This window comes from Latilactobacillus parafuchuensis (genome assembly GCF_055271665.1).
Map to the genome: position 1 here is coordinate 1,118,814 of NZ_CM143875.1, position 24,493 is coordinate 1,143,306.

At 39.7% G+C, this 24,493-nt stretch carries 21 protein-coding genes; 18 read left to right on the forward strand and 3 right to left on the reverse strand.

Translation table 11 applies throughout. From position 1 onward, the window contains the following. Positions 1–35 precede the first annotated feature (35 nt). From licT to ACVPPQ_RS05610, 3 genes are all read left to right on the forward strand, one after another. Positions 36–875, forward strand: coding sequence for a BglG family transcription antiterminator LicT (gene licT, locus ACVPPQ_RS05600; protein ID WP_463496303.1), 840 nt, complete (start codon positions 36–38; stop codon positions 873–875). A gap of 90 nt (positions 876–965) precedes the next feature. Beyond that, complete coding sequence (locus ACVPPQ_RS05605) at positions 966–2,825, forward strand: beta-glucoside-specific PTS transporter subunit IIABC (RefSeq protein WP_463496305.1); 1,860 nt, start codon at positions 966–968, stop codon at positions 2,823–2,825. Between the two features lie 12 nt (positions 2,826–2,837). Further along, positions 2,838–4,274: a glycoside hydrolase family 1 protein gene (locus ACVPPQ_RS05610; protein WP_463496306.1), complete on the forward strand. Its 1,437-nt coding sequence runs from the start codon at positions 2,838–2,840 to the stop codon at positions 4,272–4,274. Between the two features lie 105 nt (positions 4,275–4,379). On the opposite strand, the gene ACVPPQ_RS05615 is transcribed toward ACVPPQ_RS05610, so the two are convergent. Then, entirely contained in the window at positions 4,380–5,198 is an 819-nt protein-coding gene (locus tag ACVPPQ_RS05615; protein WP_463496307.1) for a MurR/RpiR family transcriptional regulator, read from the reverse strand. A 150-nt stretch (positions 5,199–5,348) separates the two neighbouring features. On the opposite strand from ACVPPQ_RS05615, the gene ACVPPQ_RS05620 reads away from it, so the two are divergent. The 4 genes from ACVPPQ_RS05620 to ACVPPQ_RS05635 all read left to right on the forward strand — a co-directional run bounded on the left by ACVPPQ_RS05620 (position 5,349) and on the right by ACVPPQ_RS05635 (position 11,206). Beyond that, a complete protein-coding gene (locus ACVPPQ_RS05620; RefSeq protein WP_463496308.1) occupies positions 5,349–6,041 on the forward strand; it encodes an N-acetylmannosamine-6-phosphate 2-epimerase in 693 nt (230 codons plus the stop codon). A 43-nt stretch (positions 6,042–6,084) separates the two neighbouring features. Beyond that, positions 6,085–7,596 (forward strand): PTS transporter subunit EIIC, encoded by a 1,512-nt coding sequence (locus tag ACVPPQ_RS05625; protein WP_463496309.1) that lies wholly within the window; start codon positions 6,085–6,087, stop codon positions 7,594–7,596. 11 nt (positions 7,597–7,607) lie between these two features. Continuing rightward, complete coding sequence (locus ACVPPQ_RS05630) at positions 7,608–8,099, forward strand: PTS sugar transporter subunit IIA (protein WP_025083539.1); 492 nt, start codon at positions 7,608–7,610, stop codon at positions 8,097–8,099. Between the two features lie 182 nt (positions 8,100–8,281). Next, the gene (locus ACVPPQ_RS05635; protein WP_463496343.1) at positions 8,282–11,206 is read left to right on the forward strand and encodes a YhgE/Pip family protein; all 2,925 of its coding nucleotides are present in this window, start codon (positions 8,282–8,284) and stop codon (positions 11,204–11,206) included. A gap of 45 nt (positions 11,207–11,251) precedes the next feature. Here the strand turns inward: ACVPPQ_RS05635 and ACVPPQ_RS05640 are convergent, their stop codons facing one another. Further along, positions 11,252–11,968 (reverse strand): GntR family transcriptional regulator, encoded by a 717-nt coding sequence (locus ACVPPQ_RS05640; RefSeq protein WP_463493215.1) that lies wholly within the window; start codon positions 11,966–11,968, stop codon positions 11,252–11,254. A gap of 58 nt (positions 11,969–12,026) precedes the next feature. Beyond that, positions 12,027–13,298, reverse strand: a complete 1,272-nt coding sequence (gene celB, locus ACVPPQ_RS05645; RefSeq protein WP_463493217.1) for a PTS cellobiose transporter subunit IIC — start codon at positions 13,296–13,298, stop codon at positions 12,027–12,029. A gap of 161 nt (positions 13,299–13,459) precedes the next feature. Between celB and ACVPPQ_RS05650 the strand changes: the two genes are divergently transcribed. From ACVPPQ_RS05650 to ACVPPQ_RS05700, 11 genes are all read left to right on the forward strand, one after another. Continuing rightward, on the forward strand, positions 13,460–14,857 hold the full coding sequence (locus ACVPPQ_RS05650) for a glycoside hydrolase family 1 protein (RefSeq protein WP_463493219.1): 1,398 nt from the start codon (positions 13,460–13,462) through the stop codon (positions 14,855–14,857). Positions 14,858–15,324: 467 nt separating this feature from the next. After that, entirely contained in the window at positions 15,325–16,200 is an 876-nt protein-coding gene (locus ACVPPQ_RS05655) for a class I SAM-dependent methyltransferase (protein ID WP_463493221.1), read from the forward strand. A gap of 82 nt (positions 16,201–16,282) precedes the next feature. After that, the gene (locus ACVPPQ_RS05660; protein WP_463493222.1) at positions 16,283–17,071 is read left to right on the forward strand and encodes a hypothetical protein; all 789 of its coding nucleotides are present in this window, start codon (positions 16,283–16,285) and stop codon (positions 17,069–17,071) included. Between the two features lie 67 nt (positions 17,072–17,138). Then, positions 17,139–17,702 (forward strand): elongation factor P, encoded by a 564-nt coding sequence (gene efp, locus ACVPPQ_RS05665; protein ID WP_025083533.1) that lies wholly within the window; start codon positions 17,139–17,141, stop codon positions 17,700–17,702. Positions 17,703–18,102: 400 nt separating this feature from the next. Then, positions 18,103–19,098: a LacI family DNA-binding transcriptional regulator gene (locus ACVPPQ_RS05670; protein ID WP_463493224.1), complete on the forward strand. Its 996-nt coding sequence runs from the start codon at positions 18,103–18,105 to the stop codon at positions 19,096–19,098. Positions 19,099–19,224: 126 nt separating this feature from the next. Continuing rightward, entirely contained in the window at positions 19,225–19,536 is a 312-nt protein-coding gene (locus ACVPPQ_RS05675; RefSeq protein WP_463493226.1) for a PTS sugar transporter subunit IIB, read from the forward strand. Continuing rightward, positions 19,533–20,792, forward strand: a complete 1,260-nt coding sequence (locus tag ACVPPQ_RS05680) for a PTS sugar transporter subunit IIC (protein ID WP_463493228.1) — start codon at positions 19,533–19,535, stop codon at positions 20,790–20,792. Before ACVPPQ_RS05675 ends, ACVPPQ_RS05680 begins: the two co-directional genes overlap by 4 nt. A gap of 2 nt (positions 20,793–20,794) precedes the next feature. Beyond that, positions 20,795–21,892, forward strand: coding sequence for a DUF871 domain-containing protein (locus ACVPPQ_RS05685; protein ID WP_463493230.1), 1,098 nt, complete (start codon positions 20,795–20,797; stop codon positions 21,890–21,892). A gap of 9 nt (positions 21,893–21,901) precedes the next feature. Next, positions 21,902–22,237, forward strand: coding sequence for a PTS lactose/cellobiose transporter subunit IIA (locus ACVPPQ_RS05690; RefSeq protein WP_463493232.1), 336 nt, complete (start codon positions 21,902–21,904; stop codon positions 22,235–22,237). Between the two features lie 58 nt (positions 22,238–22,295). After that, positions 22,296–23,528, forward strand: a complete 1,233-nt coding sequence (locus tag ACVPPQ_RS05695) for an alpha-L-fucosidase (RefSeq protein WP_463493234.1) — start codon at positions 22,296–22,298, stop codon at positions 23,526–23,528. A 116-nt stretch (positions 23,529–23,644) separates the two neighbouring features. Further along, positions 23,645–24,400 carry a DeoR/GlpR family DNA-binding transcription regulator gene (locus ACVPPQ_RS05700; protein ID WP_463493236.1) on the forward strand — a complete coding sequence of 252 codons (756 nt, stop codon included), beginning with the start codon at positions 23,645–23,647 and terminating at the stop codon, positions 24,398–24,400. Positions 24,401–24,493: the final 93 nt, after the last annotated feature.

The following is a 24,493-nucleotide window of genomic DNA, read 5'->3' on the forward strand; positions in this document are numbered from 1 at the left end:
TTTTGCAGATAAGTTTTTTTAATAGGTGAATTCATTTGAAAATTAAACGAGTGTTAAATAATAATACGGCTATTTCGACGAATTATAATGATTTGGATGTGCTAGTAATGGGGGCAGGGATTGCCTTTGGTAAGAAAAAAGGTCAATCCATCGATATGGAAAAAGTTGAGAAGACTTTTATCATCAAGGATAAGGCAACCTTGAATAAATTCACTGATTTAGTGATTGATGTGCCCTTAGTGGAAATTACAGCCACTGAAAAGATTATTAACTTTGCTAAAATCAAACTAGGCAAGCAATTTAACGATATTATCTACGTCAATTTAACGGACCATATTCATACGACCATCCAACGCTATCAAGAGGGGATTATCTTGCGAAACCCATTAAAATGGGATATCAAACGATTCTATCCGGATGAGTATGTGGTTGGTGAAAAAGCGGTGCAAGTTATCCAAAATGATTTAGGTAGTCAGTTAGAAGACGATGAAGCCGCGTTTATTGCGCTACACTTTGTAAACGCCGAGTCAGAGACCGCGGATGAGCAGAATATTGCTTACGAAATTACCGATATTGTTAAAGAAATTGAAGATATTGTGAAAACATACTACCATACTGAATTTGATGAGTCTTCGTTGAATTATTATCGATTTATCACACATCTTAAATTTTTTGCCCAACGTTTACTGATGGGGAAACATTATGATGATGAGGATGATGATCTCTTATCAACCTTAAAGAAACGGTATGAAAAAGCTTATCAATGTACTGAAAAAATTAAACAATATATTGCTGATAAATATCATTACGAAATTAGCAGTACGGAATTATTGTATTTAACGGTGCACATTAGCCGATTAGTTAAAAATTTATAAATTAATTAGGGATGTTATCTTAACAGAGCATGACCTAGGCCGTTTTTTTTGGCCTGGGTCATTTTTTTATAATAAAGGAGTGTTTATATTATGGATTATCAAGATTCAGCAAAACAAATTTACGCAGCGGTGGGGGAATCAAAGAATATTAATTCATTGATTCATTGTATGACCAGATTAAGATTTCGTTTAAAAGATGAAAGTCAGGTTGATGATCAGGTGGTCAAACAAATTCCCGGAGTAGTCGGGGTGAATCATCAGTCTGGTCAATACCAAATCATTATTGGTAATGATGTCGCTAATTATTACCAAGAGTTAATGAAGTTAGGTGATTTTGGCAATCAAGAAGCTGACGAACCCGTTGAAAAAACGAATCTTTTCAATCGCTTTGCGAACTTTATTTCATCATGTATGTCACCGTTAATTCCTGCCCTAATTGGTGGTGGGATGATCAAAGTCATTTTAATTCTGTTACCTTTATTTGGTTGGTTGAGCACCAAGAGTCAAACCTATACCTTATTAAGCACGTTTGGCGATGCGCCGTTTTACTTTTTGCCAGTGATGTTAGCGTACACGGCGGCTAAGTATTTCAAAGTCACGCCGATGCTAGCCGTTACCGTTGCCGGGATTATGATCCATCCCAATTTTACAGCCTTAGTAACTGCGGGTAAGAGTGTCTCATTGATGGGACTACCAGTCACCTTGGCAACTTATTCATCATCTGTTATCCCAATTTTAATGATGGTTTGGGTGATGAAATATATTGAACGTTGGATTGATCAGATTTGTCCAGCATCGCTGAAAAGTATTATTAAACCGTTATTAGTTATTTTTATTTCAGGAACGTTAGCACTTGTACTTGTCGGACCAATCGGTACCTTTGCAGGTAAGTTCTTATCAGATATTATTCTATTCATCCAAGGTAAAGCGGGCTGGTTAGCAATGGCGCTAATGGCCGCTTTTATGCCATTAATCGTTATGACCGGGATGCATTGGGCATTTGCACCACTATTTTTAGCAGCATCTGTCGCTAGTCCGGATACGTTAATTTTACCAGCAATGTTGGCCGCCAATATTGCACAAGGGGCTGCTTGTTTAGCAGTGGCTTTTAAAACCAAGAATAAGAGCACGCGTCAAGTAGCGACCGCCGCTAGTATTTCGGCCTTGTTAGCTGGTGTCACTGAACCGGCCCTGTACGGTGTCACTCTTAAATATAAAAAACCGCTATACGCTGCCATGATTTCTGGCGGAATAACGGGTTTGTATATGGGAATTGTTAATTTAAAATCATTTGCGTTTGCAGTGCCATCCCTTATTTCATTACCCCAATTTGTTAGCAGTACCGATAGCCGGAATTTAATTAATGCGATTATTGTACTAGTGGCGTCATTTGTGTTGACGTTTATTTTAACTTATATCTTAGGAATTGATGAAGAAGGTACGGGTAAGCCAGTTGCTGTGAAAGAAACACAACCGGTCGTCGAATCCGGTTCGAAAGAAACTAAACGCGTTTTTAGCCCAATGAAAGGCCAGTTAATCCCTTTGGAATCCGTTAAAGATCAAACTTTTTCTCAAAAAATGTTAGGTGAGGGTGTCGCGTTGATTCCAGACGATAACCACGTCTATGCGCCGTTTGATGGGACTGTGACGACGATATTCCCAACGAAACACGCGATTGGCTTGACGAGTGACACGGGTATCGAATTATTAATTCACATCGGTTTAGATACGGTTAATTTAAAGGGAGCACCTTTTAAAGAACACGTACAAGATGGCCAAAAAATTCAAAAAGGTCAGTTATTAATGGATGTTGATTTAAAAGCAATTGTCGCGGCTGGATATGACACTATTACGCCAATCGTTGTCACGAATACAACACAATTTGTTGAAGTTGTACCGAATGAAAAAAAGGAAGTCACGACTGCGGATTCAATATTATATATTGTGTAAAGGAGAAATATTATGAATTTTCCAAAAGGTTTTTTATGGGGCGGGGCAACCGCTGCCAACCAATTAGAAGGTGGTTATCAGGAAGGTGGTAAGGGTCTTTCAATCGCTGATGCCTTACCCGGTGGCCCAGACCGATTTAAGATTGTGCAACAACCTGATTTTGATTGGACGCTTGATGATCAACGGTATACCTATCCGAATCATGTGGGGATTGACCATTATCACCGTTTTAAGGAAGATATTGCACTTTTTGCCGAAATGGGTTTTAAATGTTACCGGTTCTCAATCGCGTGGTCGCGGATTTTCCCACAAGGTGACGAACTTGAACCCAACGAAGCGGGCTTGAAATTCTATGATGACGTGATTGCTGAATGTTTGAAATATAAAATTGAACCCGTGATTACGATCTCACATTATGAAATGCCGTTAAATTTGGCTAAAAAGTACGGTGGTTGGCAGAATAAAGCACTGATTAAGTTTTATGCACGTTTTGCGCGCGTTATTTTAACCCGTTACCACGACCAAGTCAACTATTGGATGACGTTTAATGAAATTAATAGTGCGTTACATTTTCCCGTCATGGGTCAAGGGCTGGTGCCATCTAATGGTGCTAATGAGATGCAAAATATTTATCAGGCTTGGCATAATCAATTTGTTGCGGGGGCGCTAGCAGTTAAAATCGGCCATGAACTCGATTCACAATTGCAAATCGGTTGTATGATTTTGTATGCAACGACGTATAGTTACGATGCTAATCCAATTAATCAATTGGCAACTCTGAAACAGAATCAACGGTTTAATTATTTTTGTGGTGATGTCCAAGTTAGAGGGCAATACCCAGTTTATACAAAGAGCATCTTAAAAGAAGCGGGGGTAGATTGGCAGCAGCTTGATATTACACAAGAAGAATTGAAGTTGTTAAAAACTAATCCGGTCGATTATATCGGTTTTAGTTACTATATGTCTTCAACGGTTGAAGTGACCACTGCTGATATAGAACAGGCTTCAGGAAATCTCATTGGTGGCGTTAAAAATCCCTTCCTCAAAGCGAGCGATTGGGGTTGGCAAATTGATCCTGTTGGCCTCCGAATTGCCTTGAACGAACTCTATGATCGTTATCAAAAACCGTTATTCATTGTCGAAAACGGCTTAGGCGCGGTCGATCAAATCGACGCCCAACACCAAGTGGACGATGATTATCGGATTGATTATTTGCGCGAACACATCGAAGCGATGGCCGGCGCAATCGACGATGGCGTCGATTTAATCGGCTACACACCTTGGGGTTGTATCGATTTTGTCAGCGCGTCGACCGGTCAAATGTCGAAACGTTACGGTTTTATCTACATCGACTTAGATGACGCGGGCCAAGGCACGCTCGATCGGTACCGCAAGAAATCGTTTGGCTGGTATCAAACGGTGATTAAAAGTAACGGGGAGCAATTATAAATCATAAGTATGAGTCGACAGTCTGCTAGCTGTCGGCTCTTTTTTGGTCGTTTTGAATACAAAAAAACGTAACCCCGTTAGAAGTTACGTTGAAAACTTGATTGATTAATCCAAACTTTTATCTAAAATTGATCGTAAGACAGTTTCTTTGAGTGCGAGGGTATCAATTTCGTTGGCACGTTCGTAACCGTTGACCAAGACGTCGCAAAGGTACAACTGGGAGACTTTACCGGCTAGTGAGCCACCATTTAAGAATTCCTCAATCGCAGTTTGTAAGACGACGTCGCCTTGTCGAGCAATTGGTGAGAGTAAATAATTGGTGATGCTGATGATTTTGGCGTGATTTTGTTTAGCAATTGTCACGGAATCGTAAGTATCTTTGGTTTTACCCGAAAGTGAGAAAGCAATCACGAGATCGTCCTTGGATAAAAGGGAGGCGACTTGGGCCTGAAAATGGGGATCGATGACGGCTTTGGCCTGAACGCCAGCGCGCAAGAACATCCCTTCTAAATCAGTACTCGTGTTACCACTACTGCCGACCCCGAAAATATAGATATGGCGCGCTTCAGTCACCAATTTGACGGCCGCTTCAACATGCTCGATAGTAATCAGTTGTTGGGTTGCTAGGACGGCATCGACGAGGCGTTTTGAAACGACATCAGCAAAATTGACGGTTTGATCAGTCGCTTCGTGATGGTTAAAATCTTCTTTGGCAATTTCGATTTTTAAATCGGAGAAACCAGAGAAACCGAGTTTTTGACAGAAACGAATGATGGTCGCATCACCAACGCCGGTATTTTTTTTGACGTCGCTAATGGTACTGTAAATCACTTTATCTTGGGCGGAAAGAATAAAATCAGCGACTTTTTTTTCAGATTTAGTGAGTTTTGGATAATGTTCACGGATTAAATGTGTATAGCTCATGAGTTGTCCTTTCAGGGTACTAGTAACCTAAGTTTGCAATTAATGACCGGTAAAGTCAATTGAAATAAAGCGTTTGCATTTTGTTTGGAGTGTGTTATAGTTATTTCGGAGAGAAGTTCCAGAATAATTATGAATTGGAGAGAAAATGAAATGAATAAACAAACTTTTATCAATCAAATCCAAAATGGACTCATCGTTTCCTGTCAAGCATTACCTGGTGAACCTTTATATACTGAACAGGGTGGCGTCATGCCACTATTAGCCAAAGCTGCTGAAGAAGCCGGTGCAGTTGGGATTCGCGCGAATTCGGTTCGCGACATCCTTGAAATCAAAGCGGTTTGCCAATTACCCATGATTGGGATTATCAAACGCGATTATTTACCTGAAAAGCCTTTTATCACAGCGACGATGCGTGAAATTGATGAATTAGTCGCAACTGGTGTTGAAGTCATTGCGTTGGATTGCACATTACGCCCTCGCCATGACGGTTTAACCATCAACGAATTTATTCGCGACGTTAAAGCGAAATATCCCGATCAATTATTGATGGCTGATATTTCAAATCTAGAAGAAGGTTTGAACGCAGCCAAAGCCGGTGTTGATTTTGTGGGCACAACTTTAAGCGGTTACACGGAAGAAAGTCCCAAACTAGAGGGCCCCGATATGGCGTTACTAGAACAATTAGTCGCCAATCATTTAACCGTGGTTGCTGAAGGTCGAATCCATTCACCTGAACAGGTCAAGGCGGTTAAAGCAATCGGCACCACTGGGATTGTCGTTGGTGGCGCGATTACGCGGCCTAAGGAAATTGCGCAACGGTTTATCGCAGCACTTCAATCATAGTCAGTCATGCTCAAAGATAGCTTGAATTCTGGGAGGAATTAATATGTTTAAGAAATTTTCGCAATTGGGTCGCGCTTTCATGTTGCCGATCGCTATTTTACCAGCAGCCGGTCTATTATTGGGTTTGGGTGGGGCGTTAACTAATAAAAGTGCCCTACTGGCTTACCCATTCTTAGATCAAACGTGGTTACAGACGATTCTATCGGTGATGAGTTTTGCCGGGAACGCCGTTTTCACCAACATTGCTTTAATCTTTGCGATTGGGATCGCCGTCGGGTTAGCCGAGGGTGATAAAGGGACTGCCGGATTAGCCGGTGGGGTAGCCTTTCTAGTCTACACCGCAACGATTAGTGGTTTGTTGCAGATGTTTTCCGCTAAAGGGGCGATGATTGATACCGGTGTTGTCGGGTCAATCGTGATTGGTGGTACGGTGGCATTCTTGCATAATCGTTATCGTAAAATTGAATTGCCACAATTCTTGGGATTCTTCGGTGGTTCGCGTTTTATCCCGATTGTTTCATCGTTTGCTGCAATTATCTTGGGGGCCTTCTTCTATATGATCTGGCCACCAATTCAAGGCGTTTTAGTCGTCGCCGGTAAAGAAATTGCCCAAATGGGGAGTTTTGGTTCATTCCTATACGGTTTCCTATTACGGTTAACCGGTGCGGTTGGCTTGCACCATACGATTTATCCAATGTTCTGGTACACCTCATTAGGTGGCACCGAAGTCGTTGCGGGTCATACCATATCGGGTGCTCAAAATATCTTCTTTGCGCAATTAGCTGATCCAAACCATACGGGTCTATTCACTTATGGCACGCGGTTCTTCGCCGGTCGGTTTGCAACCATGATGTTTGGGATTCCAGCCGCTTGTTTGGCGATGTACCGCGCTATTCCTAAAGCTAATCGGAAAAAGAATGGTGGTCTCTACTTTAGTGGCGCACTCACGTCATTCTTGACGGGGATTACTGAACCCGTTGAATACACGTTCTTATTCGTTGCACCATGGTTATACGTAATCCACGCTTTCTTAGATGGTTGTTCATTCTTCGTTGCCGATATTTTAAACATTCGGATTGGGAATTCTTTTTCCGGCGGTTTAATTGACTTCCTATTATTTGGGGTCTTACAAGGCGAAGCCAAGACCAACTGGTTGAAAGTGATTCCAGTCGGGATTGTCTGGGCACTTGTTTATTATTTCGTCTTCAGTTTTGCAATTCGCAAGTTCAAAGTGGCGATTCCTGGGATGGAAGATGATATTGTGGCTGATGCCGCGGCGATGCCAAAAACAACTGGCAAAAAATCAACGTTAAACGATGAAGCTCAAATCATTATTGAAGCGCTCGGCGGGGATGCGAATATCGAAACCGTTGCAGCTTGTGCCACGCGTTTACGGGTTGCCGTCACTGATGGCAAGCTTGTTGATCAGGCACCAATTAAACAATTGGGCGCCACAGCTGTTTTCGAAGTCAACGGTGGGATTCAAGCCGTTTTTGGCGGGAAAGCTGATTTATTAAGTCAAGAAATCAATCAAATATTAGGACGCGACGATTAGGAGGAAACCAGATGTTTAAACTATTTAAAGCCAAAGAAGTCAGTACTGAATTAGCAGCACCAATTACGGGCCAGTTTGTACCGTTAGACCAAGTTGCTGATCCTGTTTTCGCACAAAAGATGGCCGGTGACGGCTTTGGTGTGCAACCGACTAGTGATACGGTTTATTCACCCGTTAGCGGGACAATTACGAATATCTTTAAAACCAAACACGCGTTAGGTATTAAAACGGACTCCGGGTTAGAAATCCTCGTGCATATCGGTTTAGATACGGTCGAATTAGCAGGCAAGCCCTTCGAGATTTTAGTTGAAGAAGGTCAGAGTGTTTCAACGACTACGCAACTAGCGAAGGTTGATTTCGAAATGATTCGTGAAAGTCAAAAAGCCGAAACGGTGTTAGTCTTGGTCACGAATATGGATCGCGTCAAGACGTTGACCTTTGAAAAAGCAGCAGACGTAACCGTCAGTGCGGCTGAAACGGTCGGAACCGTCATCACACAATAAATAACTTATTTATAGAAGAAACACGACTAATATACTTAATTAGTCGTGTTTTTTTGGCTATTTTCAGACAATAGGTATTTAGGACTTGAAAGTTTTCAAAAAAAGCGGTAAGATAGTCAAGTTATTATGGATATTAAATGTAATTGATTGTAAAACAAAAGTATATAAGGAGTTTGGCAGAAATGAAAATGGTTCAAAATGAATTTAAGTTCATTGCTAAGAACAAAATTATCTTGATTTCGTTAATCGCGATCATGATTATTCCGTTCTTGTATAGTATCTTCTTCCTGAAATCAGTTTGGGATCCTTACGGTAGTACCGGAAATCTACCAGTGGCCGTCGTCAATAATGACGTCCCAACCACTTATGAAGGTCAAAAATTAAACGCAGGGAAAGATTTGGTCAAAGAATTAAAGAAAAACGACCAAATCGGTTGGCGTTTTGTGTCAGCTAAAAAGGCAAAACAAGGGTTAAAGGATAAGGAATATTACACCGTAATTACCTTACCTAAAAACTTCTCAGCCAATGCGGCCACCGTTTTAGATAAGCATCCTAAGAAAATGCAAATCAACTATAAAACGAACGACTCATTAAACTTCATCGCTGAAGTCATTAGTGAAGCGGGCGCTAAACAAGTCAATGCTGAATTACGGGAAACCGTTACGAAGTCATATGCTAAAGTCATGTTTAAACAAGTTAAGACGGCCGGCAAAGGTTTCACAACCGCTGCTAAGGGCGCTAAGAAGTTAACGGATGGTTCAATTACGTTAGCGGACGGTTTAAACACTTATACGGCGGGTGTCGACAAAGTCAACGATGGTGTCATGACGATGAAAACAAGCGTTGTGCCATTATCAGATGGCATTCAGAAGTTAGCCGCGGGTTCAAAAGCATTGGATACAGGTCTCCAAACGTTAAACAGCAAGACCGGCACATTAGCATCAGGTGCCAGTCAATTAAATAGCGGTGCTAGCCAATTAAACACTGGTTTACAAACGTTAAATAGCAAGACCGGTGCACTCTCAACTGGTGTTACTCAGTTGAACAGTGGCGCAAGTCAATTAAATGGCGGACTGAATAAATTAACTGCTAATAGCGATGCCTTAAACGATGGTGTCGATACTTTGGATGGTGGTGTTAGTCAATTACTTGCAGGGAGTTCTCAACTAACGGCAGGACTAGTCGCTGCGTCTAATGGTATTGATAAAAAATTACCACAAAAAGAAGAAATTGCGAAATTAGTAGGTGGTTTAGGTAGTATTGATTCTGGAATTCAGCAGATGGATCAAGAATTGAACCATTCTAGTATGCCTGATATTGATGCAGCTGGCATTACATCTGGTTTGATGAATATTAAAAATAATTCTGAAAATACAGGTAATCTTTTACAAAGTACGGGAGCTAGTCTTGGTAATATAAATACAAAACTTTTCGACCAAACCAATACAAATAGTGCTGCTGTTAACCTTGGTAAAACAAAGGCAGAACTTGAACAAATTAGTAGTTTGGTTCAATCTTCAGGTGCTACGGATGCTGAAAAAGCTGAAATTATGGCATTGGTAGGTAGTGCTGGTGCAAGTACTCAAGCTGTTGGGACACAATTAACTTCAGCTGGTAGTGATGCTGCTAATATTAAAACTAATTTAGGGTTAATTGGTGCAGATACGGCTTCTAATGGGGAAAGTTTAAAAACTATTTCAAGTCAAATGCAAACAATTCAAGCGTTAATTCCTAAATTAACAAGTTTGAAAGCGGGCGTTGCGGCGTTGGCTTCTGATGATCCTGAAAAGGGTGGTCATACGGCGCTTGTTCAAGCACAAGGTGCGATTACCCAATTAGTTAGTGGACTTGAAACGGTTAATGCTGGCTTGAAGCAAACCGGAAGCACGCCGAATACAATGGGCGCTATTCAAGCTTCATCAACAATTAATGCTGGCTTAAAACAAGTTCAAGTTGGGCTTAAAGGAACTACTGGTAAATTAGGATTAGTACCTGGCCTTTTGACATATACAAATGGAGTAGCATCAGCACAGGCAGGTAGTACCCAACTTGCTGCCGGTACGACTCAACTAAACAGTCAAGTGCCTGCTTTAACGGGTGGGATTGGTCAATTAGCGACTGGTTCGACGCAACTTGCTGCCGGTACTGCTCAATTGAACAGTCAAGTGCCACAATTAACGAGTGGTGTTAGTCAATTAGCGACTGGTTCAACAACCTTAAATGGGGGCTTAGTCCAATTGAATGGCAAGATTCCAACTTTAACAAGTGGTGTTGATCAATTAGCTGATGGCACAAGCCAATTAGCGGCCAACTCAACTAAGTTAAATTCTGGGGCCACTCAATTGAAGAACGGTAATAAGACTTTAACCACTGGTTTGAATTCTGGTGCGAATAAAGTCAACTCAATTAAATTAACGAATAGTACCGCAGACATGTTCGCGGCACCAAGTGATTTGAAACATTCTAATTATAGCTATGTGCCAAATTACGGCCATGCTTTAGCACCATATGTTTTATCATTAGCATTATTCGTTGGGGCAATCGTCTTTAACTTTGCTTATCCAATCCGTAAGATTTCAATGGAAGGTCAATCAGCAACTGCTTGGTTCTTGAGCAAAATTGCGGTTGGCGCAATTGTCGCAATCGGCATGGGCTTAATTGAACCAGCCTTGATGATGGTCGCAGGCTTAAATGTCGATCATCCAGCACAATTCTTCCTAGTTTCAGTCACCTTCGCGTTAACCTCGATGGCGATTATCATGTTCCTATCAATGGCCTTCGATAATCCAGGTCGTTTCTTAGCCATGGTACTCCTGATGTTACAATTAGGTGGTTCTGGTGGGACGTTCCCAATGGAAATCACGAACCATTTCTACAATGTGATCCATCCATTCTTACCAATGAGCTATTCAATCTTAGGCTTCAGACAAGCGATTACGTCTGGCTTAGGTAACGGTCAAATTGTACAAACATTCTTTGTACTCTTATTATTCATCGCGATTGCGCTCGTGTTATTATGGATTAGCATGACTCATTTGCAAAAAATCGGCCAAGCCGGTATTTCGCAATTAGATGATAATCAAAAATTACAAGATGTTGAAAAATAGCACTAAATAAAAAAGCTAACCAGTTGGTTAGCTTTTTTTGTGTCATTAACTTTTAACATCGAGATACGTATAACTCCGGCGATCATAACGGTTGCGACTACGTGAGTATTCAATCGGTTCACCATTATCCAAATAAATCACTTGTTCGACCTCCAAAACGGGATCGGTGGGTGCACAATCGAGATACTTCTGGTCGTATTCATCGGCCTTATCGGCTTGAATATTCCGGAAAGCCCCGGCGAAAGTCAGATGTAACGTTTCTTTTAAATAGTTATAAACCGAATGGTGTAAAACGTCATCGGTTAGACCAGGAGCCCGATTGACCGGCATATAGGTGTGTTCTAGGGTTGTATTGAGACCGTCGATAATCCGCAACCGAATAATTTCATAGACTGGTTCTTGATCGGCAAGCATCAGGTATTCTTGAATTTCAGGTGTGGGGAAGACGACTTCAAATTGAATGATTTCGCTGGTTAAGGTCTTACCTAAACGGGCAATGTCCGCGGCCATACCGTCGTATTGATTGGCAGGCATCGCGGCCTTATTCCAAAAAGAATGGTCTAGAATCTTTGTGCCGGCACCCCGACGTGCTAAAACGAGACCCTCCATCGTTAAAATCGTAATGGCTTTTTTAACGGTCATCCGACTAGCGCCGAATTCTTGAACGAGATCGATTTGATTAGGCAAGAGTGTATTCGCCGGATAAACGCCTTTTTTAATGCGTTGACGCAATGTATTTGCAATTTCTTCGTATTTTGGCAAAAAAATACCCCGCTTTCTTTCTCTAGTGTAGTAGAAAGTGCGGGGTAAGACAATCTTTTTAGTTGGCTAATGGATCTTTTTGTCGATCTAACATTTTAAGGAATGGGAACCAAATTAATCCGACAATCACCACATCGATTAATTGTAAAACCCCACCTAAGATGGAATTAGTGGCTAACATCCCACTGAAGAAGATCGGGACTGTCCAGGGAACTGAAACCCCAGTTGGTGCGGGCACTAAGCCAATCGCCATCACCGTGTAATTGAGGATGGTAACGATTAGTGGTGCAATTAACCACGGAATGAAGATTGAAGCGTTTAAGACAATCGGCATCCCGAAAATAACGGGTTCGTTAACGTTGAAGAGCCCCGGTGCTAATGCGAGTCGCCCAACGTCGCGATATTGTTTCTTTTTCATGACGAATGCCATTAAGATAACAACTGCCAAAGTCATCCCAGAGCCACCTAAACCAACTGTGAAGGTTTCCATGAAAGGTTTAGTAATAATATGGGGAAGGGCATGGCCAGCCTTATAAGCATCTAAATTTTCAAGCATTAACGTATTCCAGATTGGATCCATCACTGAATTGACAATGATTTGACCGTGAAGGCCGAAGAACCAGAGTAATTGAACTAAGAAGAGGGCTACTAAGGTTGCGGGTAAACTACTACCTAAGCCGACTAATGGTTTTTGAATCACTTGATAAATCACATCGTGTAAGTTGACGTGGAATAAGCCAGTAACAGCTGCTTGAATGGCTAAGAAAATGGTTAATGTTAAAACAGCCGGAATTAAAGCGGCGAACGATTTAGAAACGGCTGGCGGAACACCATCCGGCATCTTAATTTGCCACCCTTTTTTAGTGAAACGACAATAAAGTTCAGCCGCAATAAACGCGGCAATCATACCAAGGAACATCCCTTTAGCGCCAAGACGATCGAGGCTTAGAACGCCGGAAACTTCGACGCCTTTATCAGTCGTCATCATAAATGGCGTTAAGATTAGGAAGCTAGCGAAGGCAACTGCGCCCCCGAAAATGCCTTCAACGTCATAGGAAGTCGATAAGTAATAACCAATCCCGAAAGTGACGAAAACAGTCATAATCGACATCGTCGCGTTTTGACCGTTACCTAATAGTGAAGTCAAAGTCGCTTTAGTCGCATCGTTAAAGAAAGGTAAATTCGTAATAACAACAACAATTGAACCAAACATTGTAAGAGGGAATGAGAGCATAAAAGCATCACGCAAAACAGTTAAATAACGATTTTGACCAAGCTTAGTAGCAAGTGGCATGATATATTTGTTAAGCATGTCCATAAAATGATTCACGGCAAGCACCGTCCTTATATAAAATAATTTGTAATCGATTACAAAACCTAATATACCATGCAATAATATAAAAGTCTAGACATTAAAAATAATTGATTGGCTTTTTGATGTAAACGTTGTTATACTAAATTTATTCAAATTGAGAAGGAGCTGGATTGACGATGACATTTTATAAATTTCCAGAAAATTTCTGGTGGGGCTCCGCAGCGAGCGGGCCACAAACAGAGGGTCGGATTGACGGCGACGGCAAAGGGGATAATATCTGGGACTATTGGTATCAACAAAGTCCAGAGAAATTCTTTAACCAAGTCGGTCCGGATAAGACTTCGGATGTGTACCAACAATTTAAAACTGATATCCAATTAATGAAAGAGACCGGTCATAATTCATTTAGAACGTCGATTCAATGGAGCCGTTTATTTCCAGAAGGCACTGGTGCAGTTAATCAAACTGCAGTTGATTTCTATAACGCTTATATCGATGAACTTATTGCCAACGACATCGAGCCATTTATGAATTTGTACCATTTTGATATGCCGATGGCGCTCCAAAAACAAGGCGGTTGGTTGAACCGCAAAACGGTTGATGCTTATGTGAATTACGCCCAAACGTGTTTCGAATTATTTGGAGACCGTGTCAAGAAATGGTTCACCCATAATGAACCAATCGTGCCCGTTGAAGGTGGTTATTTATACCAATTCCATTATCCCAATGAAATTAATTTGCAACACGCTGTGCAAGTTGGGTATCACGAAACGTTGGCGAGTGCCAAAGCGATTGCAGCCTATCATGCGCTTAACCAAGGCGGTCAAATTGGGATTGTTTTGAATTTAACGCCCAGTTATCCACGCGATGCTAAGAATCCGGCTGATGTTAAAGCAGCCAAGATAGCAGATGCCTTTTTCAACCGGTCATTCTTAGACCCCGCCGTAAAGGGTGAATTCCCAAGCAATCTAGTCGCATTATTGAAAGATAATCAATTGCTTCCTGATCATCAAGACGGTGATTTAGCGATAGTTAAGGCCAATACGGTTGATTTGTTGGGGATTAATTATTACCAACCACGCCGGGTGAAAGCTAAAGAAACGCCAATTGATCATACTCACGGGATTATGCCAGATGATTTCTTCGACAACTACGAGATGCCAGGTAAGAAAATTAATCCGTATCGTGGTTGGGAAATCTACGAAAAAGGCATTTACGATATTTTGACTAACGTTCGCGAAAATTACGGGAACATCGATTGTTTCATCTCAGAAAATGGGATGGGCGTTGAAGGCGAAGAACGTTACCGCAATGCAGACGGTCAGATTGACGACGATTATCGAATTGATTTCGTCAAAGATCATTTGAAATACGTCCACCAAGCCATTCAAGAAGACAGCCACTGTCTGGGTTATCATATGTGGACCTGCATGGATAACTGGTCATGGACCAACGCCTACAAGAACCGTTACGGTTTCATCTCAGTCGATTTAGACAACGACTGTCAAAGAACAATCAAAAAGTCGGGCCACTGGTTCAAACAAGTAGCAGATAAAGATGGGTTTGAAGAATAGAAGAGCGTGAGTCCTCACGGGTGCTTCTGAGCATTAGCCTAGTTTCGTGAATAAAGTCTGATTTTTAGACTTTGTTTGCGAAACGTAGCTAAGCACAGGAAGCAGTGAGGACGAACGCGTTTAGAGTGCTGATTGAACGGTTAATCTTCGAACATAACCTAATAATGACAATTGTGGTTGAACTTGACCATAATTGTCATTATGTAGTTAAGCGGAAAGGTTTGCTTGAGAAGCGCATTTCAGACAGAGCGTGACTGAGCTGATCAGCTTCTGAGTATAGCCTAAAATAGCGAATTATGACGTGGGCTTAGTCATGATTCGCTATTTGTAGCTAGACGGAAGGAGCTAGCTCAGGAGCGCGTTTCAAGTAAGAGCGCGTTGGTTGCGGGCATAGTTGAGCATTAATAAAACCTAACCGGTAATCTAGATTTTAAGATTATTGGTTAGGTTAGATTAAGCGGAAGCTATTGCAACCAAAAGCGCGTTTCAAACAAGCCTATAAAAAAGCAGTCTTTTGGTTGATTTCCAAACCAGAAGGCTGCTTTTTGGCGTTTGACGAATTATTTGGTAAGCTAGGGGGACAGTTAGCGGAAAAAGACGAGGTAGTGAAGATGGACGATGATGTTCAAACATTCTGGGATGATTTTGCGGCCGATTATTATCAGATTCAACAGGCGTCGCAAGTACCGATTGTTCAGGATGTCCTGGCGTTTTTAAAAGCACAACGGATTTTACCAACCGAATCACTTTTGGATTTAGGCGGGGGCAGTGGGCGTTACTTGCCGGCCTTAGCAAGCAACAGCCAACAGTATACAATCTCTGATATTTCAGGTGGGATGCTAAATTACGCGCAACAAGAAGCCCAGAAAAATCAGATGACTAATGTTGATTACCGTCAAGAATCGCTAGACCAATGGTTGACGACGACGCCCAATGACACCTATCAGGTTGTTTTTAGCGCTTTAAACCCAAGCGTATCACCTGATAAGCTTCAAGCGATTAGTCAAAAGAATCAAAAGTGGACGGTATTGCTTCGATTAACGTTAAATGAAGATGATTTATTTAGTCCGCTTGCCCGACGCTTAGGGATTGACGAGTTCGATCCAAATGTAGATGCACAAATCATTGCGGCTTTTAAACAGCAATTGCCAGAATCAGTTGTTGAACAGCCGTTTCAATATCAGTATTCGGAATTGATTGAACGCCAATTAGTTGCTGAATATTATGCGGATTATCCAGATCAAGTCCGATTAAAGCGCGAGTTAGACCGATTATTCCAAGATCAAGCGACTTTAACGAGCCGAACGACGATGACTTATACGTTATTGTCTTGGCGAAAATAAGGGGATTCAGTCGGTTTAAACAAGCTAGTGAGCGTCGGTTATGCTAAAATATGGGTAGGTTAATGAGGGAGGATTTGTTGGCATGCATAAATCAGATAAAACGGTCACACCAACGGCCATTAGTAGTAGTATTCGCACACGCTTTTTCGCCTTACAGATGATTGTTATCGTAGTCCTAGGGGGCTTAACGGTCAAAATCGTGAGCGGCTTTAGTCCGTTGATGACCGATTCAGAAATTTTAAATAATACCATTTTAACGGCACTGGCTTCAACGGTAGTGGCCTTAGCGATTTGGTATTTATCGTATAAGTTAATTGCACACCGCATCATGCGCCAAGTGATGGATAAAGATTTAGAAGAAAGTTATATCTTTAAATTATCCCATGCGGCTAGTAGTTTAAGCTTGCATATCGTATATTTCATCAGTATTTTGGTGATTGTTTGGTTGATGATGAGTTCGCAAAATGTGCGCAACGATTTAACCGGTTTGCAACTTTTCAAGAGTGATGCGCAGGTCGTTAAAATGGTCGATGACCACAGTTTAAAACAGATTAAACAATTCTATCAACCGGTCGGGACCGCTAAAACCAGTTATCTCGGTAGTAATCAAGACCAGGCGTATTTTAAAGTGAATCAAGATGTGATTAGCTTGCCACTGGCCAAGGTCCAATTCGAAGGACAGGATAACGCCAATAGTACTGGTAAGATGGCGATTCAATGTTACAAACTTAAAAACTCGGCGGACAAACGCTATTTGAAACAACACGTTTATTTGATTAAAACCGGGTTGCCAACCGTCCCAATTACGAAGATGTATCAACACTACACGCCACAGTCAAGCACAAGTGTGCCGAAGTTAGATATAGAGTAGCGTAAACGGCTTACATTTGTTAAAGTTAGAGAGTAACCATTTCTGAAATCAAAGGGGATATTTAATCATGATTGAAGCAGTTAATCTGAGAGCCGGCATGACTTTTGAACAAGACGGCAAATTAATTAAAGTATTAGAAGCTAATCACCATAAACCAGGTAAGGGCAATACCGTTATGCGCGTTAAGTTACGTGATTTACGGACAGGTTCAATCGTCGAAACAACGATGCGCCCTGAAGTTAAAGTTGAACAAGCCATGATCGATACAAAAGACGTTCAATATTTATACACACAAGACGACGTCGCATTCTTCATGGATATGGAAACATATGAACAATATGAAATCCAAACCGATGTCATTGAAGAAGCCACTAAATTCTTGCTAGAAAATATGAACTGCAAGATTCAATTCTTCGGTTCAGAAGTAATCGGTGTGACGTTACCATCAACGGTTAACTTACGCGTTGTTGAAACCCAACCTTCAATTAAAGGCGCAACAGTGACAGGCTCAGGTAAACCAGCTACAATGGAAACCGGCCTAGTGGTCAGCGTCCCAGATTTCATCAGTGCTGACGAAGTCCTAGAAATCAACACTCAAGAAGGCACATACGTCAAAAGAGCAGCAAAATAAAAGAGTGCTGATTCTCACGGGTAGATTCTGAGTATAGCCTAAAATAAAGCGCTTATGACCTGGTATTTGGTCATAAGCGCTTTATTTGTAGCTAGACGGAAGAATCTGTGAGAAAAAGCACGTTTCAAAATAACAGAGTGCTTTTCGTTGCGGGTAGCAACTGAGCACTAATTATAAATATCCAATAATCTTGGTTTTAAGATTATTGGATATTTTAGATTAGGCGGAAGTTGTTGCAACAAAAAGCACGTTTCAACATAGAGTCCTTTTAGATTTTAAATAAGTTTAATAAATACGATGGGAAAGATACGTTATCGGTGCCCATTTAAGTTATATTAATAGTATGCTATAGAAAACAGTGACATTAATTCAAAATAAATCGTTAATAGGGGTCGATTAAATGAGTACAATTCGAGATGTGGCAGAATTAGCCAAGGTTTCGATTGGTTCGGTATCAAATTATTTAAATGGCGGTAAATTGAAAACAACCACTAGTGACCGCATTCAAGCAGCAATGGATACCTTAGACTATCATCAAAATATTATTGCCAAAGGATTAAAAAATAATAGAAGTATGTCAATCGGGGTTTTGATTAACAGCTTGAGTGATGTGTTTGCAATCTCAATTGTTTCTGAAATTGAAGGGTACGTCGAAAGCTTTGGTTACAGTATTATTATTTGTGATTATAAAGGGGATAATCAGCGATTTGAAGAAAAATTGAATTTTTTATACAATCGCTCAATTGATGCGGTAGTTGTTTTTCATCAGGATGAAGGAACACCGATGTTACATAAACTTAGCGATGAACATATTCCGATTATCGCAATTGATGCGCCAATTAATGGAATTGATTCGGATGTCATATTGGTTGATAACTATGAGACTTCTAAAAAAGCAGTAACGCAGTTGATGCAAACGGGCTATCAAAATATTGGTATCATTGCTGGCAATCATAAGAATTATATCGCTCGTGAACGGGAACGTGGGTATCATGATGCTCTACAAGGAAAAAATGTTCAGATAAAAAAACAATATATTTGGCAGGGAGATTACACGATTGAGTCTGGGTTTAAAGGGACCAATCAATTACTGGATAATAATCCACAGATGACTGCTATTTTTGTGATTAACTATTATATGGCATTAGGTGCGATTAAAGCATTACGACAAAGAGGACTGCAGGCGGGGGAGAATATTGGGATGGTCGTATTTGACCATTTTCTAATGAATGATATTTTTTACCCAGAGATTACATCTATTAAGCAACCGATCGGTGAAATGGGGAGAGCTGCCGGAGAACTCTTGATTAATCGGTTGATTGGCAGTGATAAAGAAAAAAGTTTTCAAAAAATTTATTGCGCGACTAAGATTATTGCGAGCTCAACGAATTCTTAAAAATGTGTTACCAAAAACTATCGACTTGTCGATAGTTTTTTTGTAAAAGCGCTTGCAATGATTGGAACAATATTTTATAATAAACACGTAATTGAAACGGTTCAAATTTGAAAAGGGGGTTCTAAAATGAATATTTTATTAGCATGTGGTGGCGGGATGAGTTCTTCAATTTTAGCGGATGCGCTAATTAAGGAGGCAAAAAAACAGGGTAAAGATTGGGTAGTCAATGAATCGAGTATTGATAAGGTATCGGATGATTTAAACAGCAAAGATTATCAAATCGTTTTATTAGCACCTCAAGTATCATTTAGAAAGAAATATATTGAAGAGATTGCCAACCAAAAAGATGCAAAATTAATTGTAATTCCAATGACGATGTATACGCCTGCTAAAATTAATCAACTATTTGAATTAGTTAATAAGGAGACTGAAATATGAAATTTGAAACAATTTCAGAAAAAATGGGAGCGGTTGCTAATAATCGATATTTGACGGCAATCCGCGATGGGATGGCCGTTATCATTCCAGTATCAATTATTGGTTCGTTCTTTACTATTTTATTAAATCTACCAATTGATGCTTGGAAGGCGTTTATTCAGCCTTATGCAGCAATGTTATCTGTTCCGATGTATTATTCAATCAGTTTGATGGCAGTATATTGTGTGTTTTCAATTACATCAAATTTGGCAAAATTTTACGATTTGGATCCTATTTCAACATCAGTACTGGCTGAAATGTCGTTCTTTATTCTAGCTATTACGCCGAATGTACTTGATCATAAGGTGGGTGGACTCGAACCTGGAACTTATCTACCACTTGGTAATATGGGGGCGCAAGGGTTATTCACAGCTATTTTATGTTCAATATTTGCGGTTGAAGTCGTACGGTTCTTTTATAAGAAGAATTTAATTATTAAAATGCCAGATGGCGTTCCGTCATCGGTAGGAAAATCATTTAGTGCTTTACTACCTGGTGTTTTAATTATTGTCGCATCCTTTGTTTTAAAGGAAATCTTCAAATTAGATATTAATAGTATTTTAACTTGGATTTTCTCACCAATTGGTTACTTTGGGCATGATACGTTCCTATCAGCTATAGTGCCGGTATTCTTAATCACTATCATTTGGTTATTCGGGGTACACGGGATGGTTATTGCAACGCCAATCTTATATCCATACTGGTACGCGAATTTAAATGCAAATACAACAGCCATTGCACATGGGAACGCGCCAGTTCATTTTATGACCGAACAATTTTTCCAATGGTTTGTCTGGGTAGGCGGTGCGGGGGCTACTTTATCTTTGGCAATCCTATTAGCATTTTTCAGTAAATCTAAATTTAGTAAAACGATGGGAGCTGTAACCATCATTCCGGCAATTTTTAATATCAATGAACCATTGATATTTGGGATTCCAATCATCATGAATCCCTACTTTGCAGTACCGTTTGTTTTAGCACCTACCGTTATGGCGGGGGTCACCTATGTTGCGATGAAATTACATTTAGTCGCTTATACAACAGCAGTTGCGCCTTGGACCTTGCCGGGACCGATTGGGGCATGGATGGCGACTGGCTTTGATTGGCGAGCAGCAGTTTTATGTATTATTAATATTTTAATTTCGCTATTAATTTACTGGCCATTCTTTAAGGCTTTCGATAACAACCAATTGAAATTAGAAAGTGAAGGTAATTAGCCGTGCTTGGTATTTCAGTTTATCCTAATAAAAGTACTGTTCAGGATTGCATCAGCTACATTGATAAAGCTGCCGATTTAGGTTACCAAAGATTGTTCACTAGTTTATTGGAGTTAAATCCAGAACAGTCGGATGAAATTATGACCGCGTTTAGAACAGTTTTACATCACGCACAAACGAGGGAAATGGCGGTCAGCTTGGATATTAATCCAGGATTGTTTGAAACACTGGGGATTACCTATAATGATTTGACCTTTTTTAAAGATTTAGGCGCAGATATCGTCCGGTTAGATATGAACTTTGATGGGATGCCAGAGTCAATTATGACCTACGATAAATCGGGCTTGTCCATCGAAGTTAATATCAGTAACGACACTGAAAATATTGCTAATACCTTCAGTTATCGACCGTTAAGTCAAAAAATAATTGGCTGTCATAATTTTTATCCACAACCGTTTACGGGTTTAGATACTGATTATTTCTTAAAGACCACGCGTAAGTATAAAAAAATGGGACTAAAAACCGCCGCCTTTATCTCCTCTCAAAAAGGTACAATCGGACCGCATCCCTATAATGCTGGTTTACCGACGTTAGAAATTCATCGGCATCAAGTATTACGTGAACAGGCCCAATATTTAATTAATACGAGGTTAATTGATGATATTATTATCGGTAATGCATTTGCTTCTGATCAGGAATTAGCGGACGTTGCCAAATTAAACTTGGATATGATTCAATTTTTTATTGAATTCTTACCAGGTACAACTAATTTGGAAAAAGAGATTGTATTGAATAATTTACATTTTAATCGTGGTGATATTAACAGTTATTCAATTCGTTCAACATTTGTGAAATTAAATTACCAAAAGGCTGATATACCAATTAATAATCCGATTGAGCAACTTGAAGCAGGAGATATAACAATCGGCAATAACAGTTTTGGTCAATATAAGGGCGAAGTGAATATCGTTAAACAAGCGATGCCGAATATGGAGGGACATAAAAATGTAGTGGCTAAGATTATTCCGAGTAATTTGGGCTTTATTGATTTTATCCAGCCGTGGGATAAGTTTGAAATGATTGATAACGACAACTATTAGGAGGTTATTATGGGAAATATGGAAGAGATTAGTTTTGATATTATTACTAATTCTGGTCAAGCAAAAGCTAATGTAATGGCTGCCATTGAAAAATCAAGAAGTCACGACAATCAAAGAGAAGTAATTGATCAATTGGTTGATGAAGCGCGTGAAAATTTGAAAACAGCTCAAGAAGCCCATTTTAAGGTGTTGTCACAATATGCTAAAGATCAAGTCAATCGGATTGATCCATTATATATGCATGCTGAAGATCAGATGATTTCGGCCGAAACATTTTTAGATTTTGCAACAGAGTTAATTGAGACCAATATTGCACTTAATGAGTTAAAAAACCGCATAAAATAAAAAAGAAGTCTGAGAGATTATCAAATTTCTCGGACTTTTATTATTAAGAGGGACAAAGATGAAGATTATTGATAGAATTGATTCTTTTGAGAAACTAGGTCTAGGATTATTTGTGCATTGGGGATTATATTCTAAAGAATCAAAGGGTGAATGGGCGCAAAATATTCTGAATATGCCAGAATATCAAACCGCTTTTGATCAGTTCGAACCAGATAAAAACAATATTGAAAAGTTAGTGACAACTGCAGTCCAAAATGGATTTAAGTATATTGTCTTGACGGTAAAACACCATGAGGGGTTTTATTTGTTTGATACGAAAGGCATCTCTCAATACGATAGTCTGCATACCCCGTTTGCAGATGACGTGGTGAAGCACTTTGTTAGCGAGTGTCATAAAGCGGGGATTGTCCCCTTTTTATATTTTGCGACTTATGATTGGCATGATGTCAAGTACCAGTATGATTTTTCAGCCTATCTGATCGAGCTTAGAGCGACAATTGATCTATTATGTACAAATTATGGTGAAATTGGTGGTTTTTGGTTTGATGGCAATTGGGATAAGCCGGATGCTGATTGGGAAGAATCGAAATTATACGACTTAATCAGAACCAAACAACCTAATGCCATTATTATCAATAATACCGGGTTAGAGCAACAAGGACAGATTAATAATGAGTTGGTAGATGTTTTAACTTTTGAACGCGGTAATCCTCAAGTCATTAATCATTTGGGCCATAGCAAGTATTTAGCGGCTGAAATGTCGATGACGGTCAATAAACATTGGGGTGTTGCTAAAGATGATATTAATTTTGTTTCACCACAACAATTAATTGATCAAATCTGTAATTCACGACGAGCAGGGTCTAACTTATTAATTAATACAGGGCTTGAATTTAACGGGGCAATCCCAACGTATTCATATGATTTAATCACATTAGTTGGTCATTGGATGGCAATTTATGGTCAGGCGATTTATACTACTAGTCATTTTGGACAACCAACATATGAGGCGGAGGGTAAGCATTCTGATTTTATTAAAGGTGATTATTTATTTGTTTATCATTTAGGCAATATTGGTAATCGGAATGTCGTTTTAGGGGGAGAAGAGGCTAGAAAAATTAATTTTAAACGATTTACAAGACCTGTTCAAAAGGTGGTTTGGTTGGATAATCAACAAGAACTTGAATTTAAGCAGGATATTGAGACAGGAGCGCTGATAATCTATGCAAATGGGTTTGCTTATGGGATCCATTTAATTAATCGAGTCGCTAAGATATATTTTAAAGATTAAGTAGAATCCAATAAAGTAAGTGCTTCCAAAATCGTTTAGCCATATAATAATATTAAGAGACCAAATGATTGAATAATCAGTATTTGGTCTTTTTATAATGATTTGGAGGTATCAATATGTATCAAATTGAAAGACTTGAAAAATTGTTGGCATTAATTGCTAAACGTAAAACAGTGAGTATTAAAGACTTAGAAAAAGAGTTATTTATTAGTCGGTCAACTTTGAGAAGAGATTTAATTAAATTGGAAAATGAGCAGAAAATTAAACGTTATTTTGGACAAGTCGCATTGGTTAAGGATAATAATGTCGAATTTGGATACCAGATTCGTAACAATGACCACACAGAAGCTAAAAAACAAATTGCGTTAAATGCTAGCGATTTTATTGGCGAGAATCAAGCATTGATGATTGATTCAAGTAGTACCTGTTTTCAGCTCTATTATTATATCAAGAATATTGAACATCTGATTGTCATTACCAATGGCGTGCATTTAGCTGAACAGCTTTCTGAATCAGATTGTGTCGAGGTATTTGTTTGCAGTGGTAAAGTGAAAAAAATTTCTGGTTCAATTTTAGGTCAAAGTGCAATTCAGTATTTAGATAATTTTCAGACAGACATCGCTTTTATCTCTTGTACCGGGATTGACGAACATGGGGTGTATATGGCGAACGAAGAACAGAGTTATTTAAAACAAAGAATGATTGAAAGAACGGAAAAGGTCATTTTATTATGCGATAGTTCAAAGGTCGATCGTCAAAATTACATCAAGTTATGTGGTTTTGAAAGTATCGATGTGTTAATCACTAATGAACCAATTCGGGCTGACTTAACCCAAATTATAGAAGCAGCGGATGTCGAAATTTTATATTAGGTGAATGATTGACGTAATATGGTGTACTTTTAGCGAAAATAGTGCACTTTATTCAACAAGTTTGAACAGTATTGAACACGTTGGTGTAAGCGC

Excerpts from the sequence above, each read along its gene's own strand:
- ACVPPQ_RS05605 (WP_463496305.1), top strand. The coding sequence starts at position 966 with ATGGATTATCAAGATTCAGCAAAACAAATTTACGCAGCGGTGGGGGAA.
- ACVPPQ_RS05610 (WP_463496306.1), top strand. The coding sequence starts at position 2,838 with ATGAATTTTCCAAAAGGTTTTTTATGGGGCGGGGCAACCGCTGCCAAC.
- ACVPPQ_RS05615 (WP_463496307.1), bottom strand. The coding sequence starts at position 5,198 with ATGAGCTATACACATTTAATCCGTGAACATTATCCAAAACTCACTAAA.
- ACVPPQ_RS05620 (WP_463496308.1), top strand. The coding sequence starts at position 5,349 with ATGAATAAACAAACTTTTATCAATCAAATCCAAAATGGACTCATCGTT.
- ACVPPQ_RS05625 (WP_463496309.1), top strand. The coding sequence starts at position 6,085 with ATGTTTAAGAAATTTTCGCAATTGGGTCGCGCTTTCATGTTGCCGATC.
- ACVPPQ_RS05630 (WP_025083539.1), top strand. The coding sequence starts at position 7,608 with ATGTTTAAACTATTTAAAGCCAAAGAAGTCAGTACTGAATTAGCAGCA.
- ACVPPQ_RS05635 (WP_463496343.1), top strand. The coding sequence starts at position 8,282 with ATGAAAATGGTTCAAAATGAATTTAAGTTCATTGCTAAGAACAAAATT.
- ACVPPQ_RS05650 (WP_463493219.1), top strand. The coding sequence starts at position 13,460 with ATGACATTTTATAAATTTCCAGAAAATTTCTGGTGGGGCTCCGCAGCG.
- ACVPPQ_RS05660 (WP_463493222.1), top strand. The coding sequence starts at position 16,283 with ATGCATAAATCAGATAAAACGGTCACACCAACGGCCATTAGTAGTAGT.
- efp (WP_025083533.1), top strand. The coding sequence starts at position 17,139 with ATGATTGAAGCAGTTAATCTGAGAGCCGGCATGACTTTTGAACAAGAC.
- ACVPPQ_RS05670 (WP_463493224.1), top strand. The coding sequence starts at position 18,103 with ATGAGTACAATTCGAGATGTGGCAGAATTAGCCAAGGTTTCGATTGGT.
- ACVPPQ_RS05675 (WP_463493226.1), top strand. The coding sequence starts at position 19,225 with ATGAATATTTTATTAGCATGTGGTGGCGGGATGAGTTCTTCAATTTTA.
- ACVPPQ_RS05680 (WP_463493228.1), top strand. The coding sequence starts at position 19,533 with ATGAAATTTGAAACAATTTCAGAAAAAATGGGAGCGGTTGCTAATAAT.
- ACVPPQ_RS05690 (WP_463493232.1), top strand. The coding sequence starts at position 21,902 with ATGGGAAATATGGAAGAGATTAGTTTTGATATTATTACTAATTCTGGT.
- ACVPPQ_RS05695 (WP_463493234.1), top strand. The coding sequence starts at position 22,296 with ATGAAGATTATTGATAGAATTGATTCTTTTGAGAAACTAGGTCTAGGA.
- ACVPPQ_RS05700 (WP_463493236.1), top strand. The coding sequence starts at position 23,645 with ATGTATCAAATTGAAAGACTTGAAAAATTGTTGGCATTAATTGCTAAA.